Source organism: Bacillus sp. LR--39 (assembly GCF_053613335.1).
Genome location: NZ_JBSIOT010001144.1, coordinates 1 through 618 on the forward strand (window position 1 = coordinate 1; position 618 = coordinate 618).

Consider the following 618-nt stretch of genomic DNA (forward strand, 5'->3'; position numbering starts at 1 on the left):
TCCCACAATGTTTGTTTATGATATGTATAAGGGAAGAAAGGAAGAGAAAACATATTCTATTTTGGTGCTTTGCTTTTCTCCTCATTATTGGGACAATTGAACTTGTACATGCGATGAATATGTAACGATAAATGAATAACCGTTAAAGGAGTGTAAGAACATGGATTATCGACGTGATGGCCAAAACGATCAACATCAAACTGAACCTTCACATACAGAACAGCAGAATACAGAAAACCAGAAGCTGATTGGACATTCTGAACAAGAATTGCTTGACGCGCCTGTGTCGTATGAAGCGGGACGGCAGGAAACGGCTTCTGCTTTAGAAATGGAAAAGCAAGAAACGGCTGTGAAAAAAGAAAAGAAACGGAGAGCCGCATGGCTGAGCCCGATTTTAGGCGGTATTATCGGCGGGGGCCTCATGCTTGGCATCGCGCCTTATCTTTCGTCAGACCAAAATCAGGCGACCGAAACCGCTTCCGCAAATAAACAGGTGCAGTCTGATAATTTTACAACGGCGCCGATAACGAACGCATCAAACATCGCTGATATGGTAGAGGATTTAGAGCCTACGATTGTCGGAATCTCAAATATCCAAACCTCTCAAATTAACACATT

1 pseudogene is annotated in these 618 nt (G+C 42.7%); it reads left to right on the forward strand.

Annotated elements, in window-relative coordinates:
• Positions 1-160 precede the first annotated feature (160 nt).
• Positions 161-618, forward strand: a pseudogene (gene htrB / locus ACWHAR_RS29010) (serine protease Do-like protein HtrB); the annotation flags it as partial.